General features: G+C 45.1%; 5 protein-coding genes. 3 read left to right on the top strand and 2 right to left on the bottom strand.

Annotation, left to right across the window (positions count from 1 at the left end; translation table 11 throughout):
• Positions 1 to 544 precede the first annotated feature (544 nt).
• Positions 545 to 808 (bottom strand): transposase, encoded by a 264-nt coding sequence (locus QUA54_RS34690; protein WP_445301614.1) that lies wholly within the window; start codon positions 806 to 808, stop codon positions 545 to 547.
• A gap of 625 nt (positions 809 to 1433) precedes the next feature.
• On the opposite strand from QUA54_RS34690, the gene QUA54_RS33560 reads away from it, so the two are divergent.
• Entirely contained in the window at positions 1434 to 1667 is a 234-nt protein-coding gene (locus QUA54_RS33560; RefSeq protein ID WP_333419282.1) for a hypothetical protein, read from the top strand.
• A gap of 271 nt (positions 1668 to 1938) precedes the next feature.
• Here QUA54_RS33560 and QUA54_RS33555 read toward each other — a convergent pair whose 3' ends face one another.
• Positions 1939 to 3792, bottom strand: a complete 1854-nt coding sequence (locus QUA54_RS33555; protein ID WP_333419284.1) for an ABC transporter ATP-binding protein — start codon at positions 3790 to 3792, stop codon at positions 1939 to 1941.
• A gap of 766 nt (positions 3793 to 4558) precedes the next feature.
• Between QUA54_RS33555 and QUA54_RS33550 the strand changes: the two genes are divergently transcribed.
• Positions 4559 to 4717: a hypothetical protein gene (locus QUA54_RS33550; RefSeq protein WP_333419280.1), complete on the top strand. Its 159-nt coding sequence runs from the start codon at positions 4559 to 4561 to the stop codon at positions 4715 to 4717.
• Between the two features lie 136 nt (positions 4718 to 4853).
• Positions 4854 to 5093, top strand: coding sequence for a helix-turn-helix domain-containing protein (locus QUA54_RS34685; RefSeq protein WP_445301613.1), 240 nt, complete (start codon positions 4854 to 4856; stop codon positions 5091 to 5093).
• Positions 5094 to 5659: the final 566 nt, after the last annotated feature.

The raw sequence follows: 5659 nt of genomic DNA, 5'->3' as shown, positions 1-5659 counted from the left end.
GCTTCTGTGATTTATTGCGTAAGCGTTGCTTGCCGTAGGCGTCGCATCCTTCTTTAAAAACTGTCCGGAGTATTGTTATATGGATGTTCCAACTGTTTTTTTCATCAAGCGTCTTGATGTTGCTCAAAGCGGTGGAGAAGTGAGAAGTTTTTTGCGGATGAAGTGCTGGCTGATGAAGTCTGGGAGTTAACGGCTGTATTAGACCTAGTATAGAGGCCGAGCATCAGGTAAGCACTACAAACGATTTCCCACCATTTTTCAATCTATGAATATTGCATAACTCGGAAATCTGCCCATCCTAATTCACTCTTACTTTGTCGAAAACCCTATTCAATCCAAGTCCTATTTCCATATAAATTCCCAACTTATTTAGCTAAGGCTCCCGGAAGCAAGTGTCATCACATACCAAGTTGAATTTTCGGAAAATGTCTCTATATCCGTTGTGATTTCCCAGTAACGCAACGCTCTCTTTTTTCCCTAAATAATTTCTCTAATATAGCGAACTTCTCGGTTCCCATCGGAAAAAATCCGCTCTTTATTTACGTCATTTATTAGCTCTAACCCTTTGCTCTGCGGGCAAATGCACACTGTGATTACTCCGAATCGCTACAGCAAATTGAAGGCTTAATCCTTGTAAACAGCGAATGAATGTACTCGTACTTTCTCCATATAAGCTATCAGCCTGAACACAGTCTATTTGAAACCCCATTGCTTTAATTTCTCTAATCATCTGGCTGGCTATCAGGGGTTTACGTAGGTAACTATCCTTTAGTTTAAGTCGTTTTTTAGGTTTATAAATTTCAAGCATTAATGGGAAAGTTAACCATATACTAGACCACAGCTCACCACAGCCACTATGCCATTGTCAATTTTTCCAAGTCGCCCTAAATATTGTCTAGCTACATACAGCGGTTCCCGCTGTAAAACGGTACAATAAAAACAGGAAATATTATTCTGTATTCAAAGCTAATGAAAGCATATTCTGTCGATCTCCGATAAAAAATAGTGGCAGCACACTTGCTAGAAAAAATGTCAATTAGGAAGGTAGCCACCCGGTTTTGTGGAGCGTAAAAGTCTAGTCCAAAAACTGATAAAGCAACAACGATTCGAGGGTTCTTTACAGCCTAAACCGAGGGGGAAACCACAATGAGCGTCATCTAAGCAATGGGGAAACAAAGGGTTTTGTTTCTACAAATGCACGCTTTGGCATCAAAAGACATCTAGCTGTCGATATACTTGGCTTTCCCTTCTTTACTCACCCTCTCCAAAGCTAGCTTATCTGATGATCTGCAAGCTGATTGAAATGCTTGGACAAAACATCGATTACTTCAAATTTAAACCTGCCGAACTTCCCAAAACTACCATCTTGTTAGACAACGGGTACCACCCTGAGAAACGCAACTCTTGCCTTGGAGGAGATTTATCCTCAGATTATGGCTCAGATTCAATTTGAACTCTGGGCCAAGCCATCAAAAGCCGAAAAGCACGCTAAAGGGCAATCTGGATTTGTGCCCTCGGCGGCTAGATGGGTGATTGACGCTCAAACGCTTGGGTGGAAAGATGCAAAAGCTGGCGTCAAAAACTTTGATCGCACACTCGCTCGTTCAAATGCCAAACTCAAGCTTTGCTTTATCAGACTGATGCTTAAAAGACTAGCCACTGCGTAAAAAGATCTCAAATGGGTTCTATCTTCTCTACGCCTAGGAGGTTTGCCAGAGCCATTGTAGCCAGGGAGATTGCATCGTTTTCCTAAATCTTCGGTACGTTTGCACTTTTTTAGAGGTAGCCCGCCCTACGACTATTTGCCCTGCTGCCCCTTGGTATTTGTTTCGCTCGCAGCGTTCTGTACCTCTGGGTCAGTTAATGCGCGCCTATTTCTAGCCAGACAGCCAACTGATTGGAGCAAAAGGATAAGAATAAGTTCCCTATGTCGTACTCCTACTCTATGGAGGGTTTATCAGTAAGCCCTATTGACCTTACTGGCTTGTAGCCCAACATTCGGTAATAGAACCCTTGCTGGGTAAGGAGTTCGGCGTGAGTGCCAGATTCGACAATCTCGCCCTCCTGCATCACAAAAATCAGATCGCAGTCTACGGCAGTTTCGAGTCGGTGCGTGACCAAGATGATGGTTCTCTTGCGCCGCAGACGTTGCAGAGTCTCTAGGACCCACTGCTCGTGTTTCAAGTCCAGCGCATTCGTGGGTTCGTCGAGGATGAGTATGGGAGCGTTAGTGACGAGCGCTCGCGCAATAGCTAAGCGCTGTCGCTGTCCGCCCGAGAGGTTTTGACCGCCCTCAGCGATTAAAGTATCGTAATGCTCCGGCAAGGTTTCGATGAACTCGGCTGCCCCGGATTCGATCGCCGCTTCCCGAATATCGAGGATCAGAGCATCCGGGCGACCGTAAGCAATATTTTCTGCGATCGTTCCGGGGAAGAGTGGGCTGCCTTGCGAGACGATCGCCATGTGTTTGCGGACATCGGCAATCTTAAGGGTGCGGAGGTCGAAGCCGTCGAGGAGGACGCTGCCCGATGTCGGGTCGTAGAAGCGAGGCAAGAGATTGAGCAGCGTGCTCTTTCCCGTTCCGCTAGGGCCCAAAAACGCCACCATCTGACCCGGCTCGATACTAGCATTAATGTTCCGCAAGACGGGTTGCCCAAAGTTGTACTCAAAGCTCACGTCGGAAAGTGCTAGTGTGCGGGGATAGACGGGAAGCGATCGCGCATCAGGCTCATCTTTTATGGCGGGCGGCTCGTCAATAACAGTAAAGACGCGATCGCATGAAGCTACAAACGTTTGAATCTTAGTAGTGAACCCCAACACCCAACCTATCGGGTCCCAGAACTGCCCCAAGTACGCCATGAATACGAGCAGATCGCCGATGCTCACGCCGTTCGGCACCGGACGCAAGAATTGGTCGCGATAAACTAGGTATCCGCCGTAGCCTAAGATTACCCCGCTTCCCAGGGCGAAGACTACCTGAACCGCTAGCGGATAGAGGTTCTCTTGCCAGTTGAGCCGCATGGAGGCCTTGACGCTGCGTTCGACCATCTGCCCGAAGCGCCGCGACTCCGTTGCTTCTCGACCGAAGGACTGGATGAGCCCGATCAACTCTATACCTTGCTGCATGGTTGAGGTCATCACCGCATCGGTCTGCTTCGACTCCAACGCTCGACTCCTAATTCTTCCCTCGAAGTACCAATTCGCCAGTATTAGAAGCGGAGTAAATGAAAGTGCAAACACGGTGAGAAGGACGTGGCGCGACAGCATGATCCAGATCATCGCCGTCAGCGTCACCGATGCGGCGGTGGAGCCGATGAGCGTATCGATCACCCCCCAAGGGCCGAGGCTGTCGTAGCTCAACCGATAGATTGCGTCACCCTGCGATCGGGAGCCGTGCCAGCCGAGGCTAAGCGCCTGCATTTTGTCGTAGAGTTCGGTGCGAACCCGCAAGGTTCCGTTGTACTGGATGCGGTAGTTCAACATCCTACGGAGCATGAAAACGGTATCGCTCAGGATTCTGATAATCATCGCGACGAACGCCATTCCGAAAATTCGGTTCAGCGTGCCTTCACCGAACGGGGCAAGAAACAGCGTATGAATCCAGTTGGATTTAGGAGTGGGTGACAAAACCGTATCGACTAGAATCGCCACCGGCCACGCGTTGAGAAGGTTGAAAAGCACCGATGCCCCGATCAAAAGCAAGAGCGTGACGATCAGCCATAAGTCTTTGCGGAAGTAGGAAATAGAGCGCAGGACGATCCGCACCAACCAATGTTGGTTAATTAACGGCATCACCATTTTTGGTGAATTCTTCTGGCTCTTCAAACGTGCTTTGAATGGAAAATTCATGGATGTGCTGGATGCCTCTAAGTAAGACAATGCACCAATTAGGAAGTTTCACCCCTGTCAGAGAAGCTAGAAATTAACTTTGGGTTTTAACCCCTGTTGTCAAGCAGGGCAGACGGAATGTGAGATTATTCGACTGGTGCAAGATTTAAGTATAGTTTCGTTGTTTAAGGGTAGCTAAATAGAAAGCGAGATCGCTTTGCTTCCTGGTGTGATGCGTAAGCGTTGCTTTCCCGAAAACTGTCGCAAAGTTGAGACGATCTCAACTTTTCTAGCGGAACTTCCCCCAAGTGGTCGATCGCATCCAAGCAAAAACCCCATCAGTCGGGCAATAGCGCTAATGCCCTCGCCTAATAGATGACTACAATATTAGGAAAACCTTCAGTAAATCCAAAGTTCTCTGTTGCAAAGGAGCCGGCATTGTCAGCTTGTCGAAACTAACTGAAACCCGACGCAATTTAGGCTAGACTCGATTTTTAGCGATTGTCGATAAATTTGTTATTAACGTCCGAAAATTTAGAAGTGGAAAACCTTCAAAAGTACATTTTGTTGAAGCTTTCCGTTTTGCTGGAGTGGATGGCTTAACCGGAACAACCACCGGCCCCGAATCAGAAGCATTCAACTGCTCCTCATCCTCGAACAACGACGACGGACGGTAATCGTTGACACATATGCCCTTCTACGTAATAAGCTAACACACATAAAAACAGGTGTGCAAGCACCACCAGAACTTGTATCGCTAGCAACAACACCCACAGCATCACTAATAGCGAAAACACCGCCCACACAACCGGGACAGGAAGCTGCATTGCCAACTCCAACACCACCGCAGCCAGAAGCATCGGCACCAGAACCAGTTTCCATTCAATAGACCTCTTGCGAAAGTGCGATTCTCGGTAAAATAAAAGAAAAAATTAGCTTAATAATATGAATTACGAACAATTACAAAAGTTAACCCCAAAGACTTTAAACGCTACTGTGGAGTACATCAAGAGACATCCAAAGAGATGATAAAAATAGTCAAAGCGGAAAAAATACTTCAAAAAAAATCAGGAAGACCAAGTAAATTGTGCGTAGAAGACCAAATTTTAATGACATTATACTATTTGCTAGAATCTCCTACTTTTTTTCATTTGGGAATTAAATGGGGTATTAATGAATCAAATTTTTATCGAATTGTAATTAGAACTGATCGAGCTTTAATACATTCTGGTCTCTTTAGTTTACCGGTTAAAAATATTTATTAAAGTCAAATTCAGGAGATAGAAACTGTAGCGGTGGATGTGTCAGAACATGAAATAGAGCGTCCCCAAAAAAAGCAAAATAAATATTATAGTGACCAGCAAAAATATCATACAATAAATCGCAAGTTTTAGCCAATACAAAAAGTACCGAAATAAATAATATGTACAGCTTTAAGTAATGGGAAAACGCATGATTTTAGTTTGTTTAAAAAAAGCAAGATCGGGATGAATGAAGAACTTGAACTTTTAGGCGATCAAGCAAGGTGATCGAGGAATCAAAAAGATTCATACTAATAGTAGAACATCGCTCAAAAAAATAAAAAACTGAGTCAAGCCAAAAAAGTTTTTAATCGGCAACGGGGAAAAGACAGAATTATAATTGAAAATATACATCGAAGTTTAAATATATTTAGAATACTTTCATCAAGATACCGGAATCGAAGAAGACGCTTAGGATTAAGATTTAATTTGATCGCTGGTATTTATAATTATCAGGGTAATCGCATCTAATTTGGTATAAATTGTACTTGACAAATGACAGAAGATGTAGAATTCAGAGGCAGGGCTGC

The organism is Microcoleus sp. MOSTC5 (assembly GCF_036701825.1).
GTDB lineage: Bacteria > Cyanobacteriota > Cyanobacteriia > Cyanobacteriales > Microcoleaceae > Microcoleus > Microcoleus asticus.
Note: the sequence above shows the minus strand (reverse complement) of the source record. Positions and strands in the feature narration are given on the sequence as shown.

Coding starts and splice junctions, on each gene's coding strand:
- QUA54_RS34690 (WP_445301614.1), bottom strand. CDS start 808: ATGCTTGAAATTTATAAACCTAAAAAACGACTTAAACTAAAGGATAGT.
- QUA54_RS33555 (WP_333419284.1), bottom strand. CDS start 3,792: ATGCCGTTAATTAACCAACATTGGTTGGTGCGGATCGTCCTGCGCTCT.
- QUA54_RS34685 (WP_445301613.1), top strand. CDS start 4,854: ATGATAAAAATAGTCAAAGCGGAAAAAATACTTCAAAAAAAATCAGGA.
- QUA54_RS33560 (WP_333419282.1), top strand. CDS start 1,434: ATGGCTCAGATTCAATTTGAACTCTGGGCCAAGCCATCAAAAGCCGAA.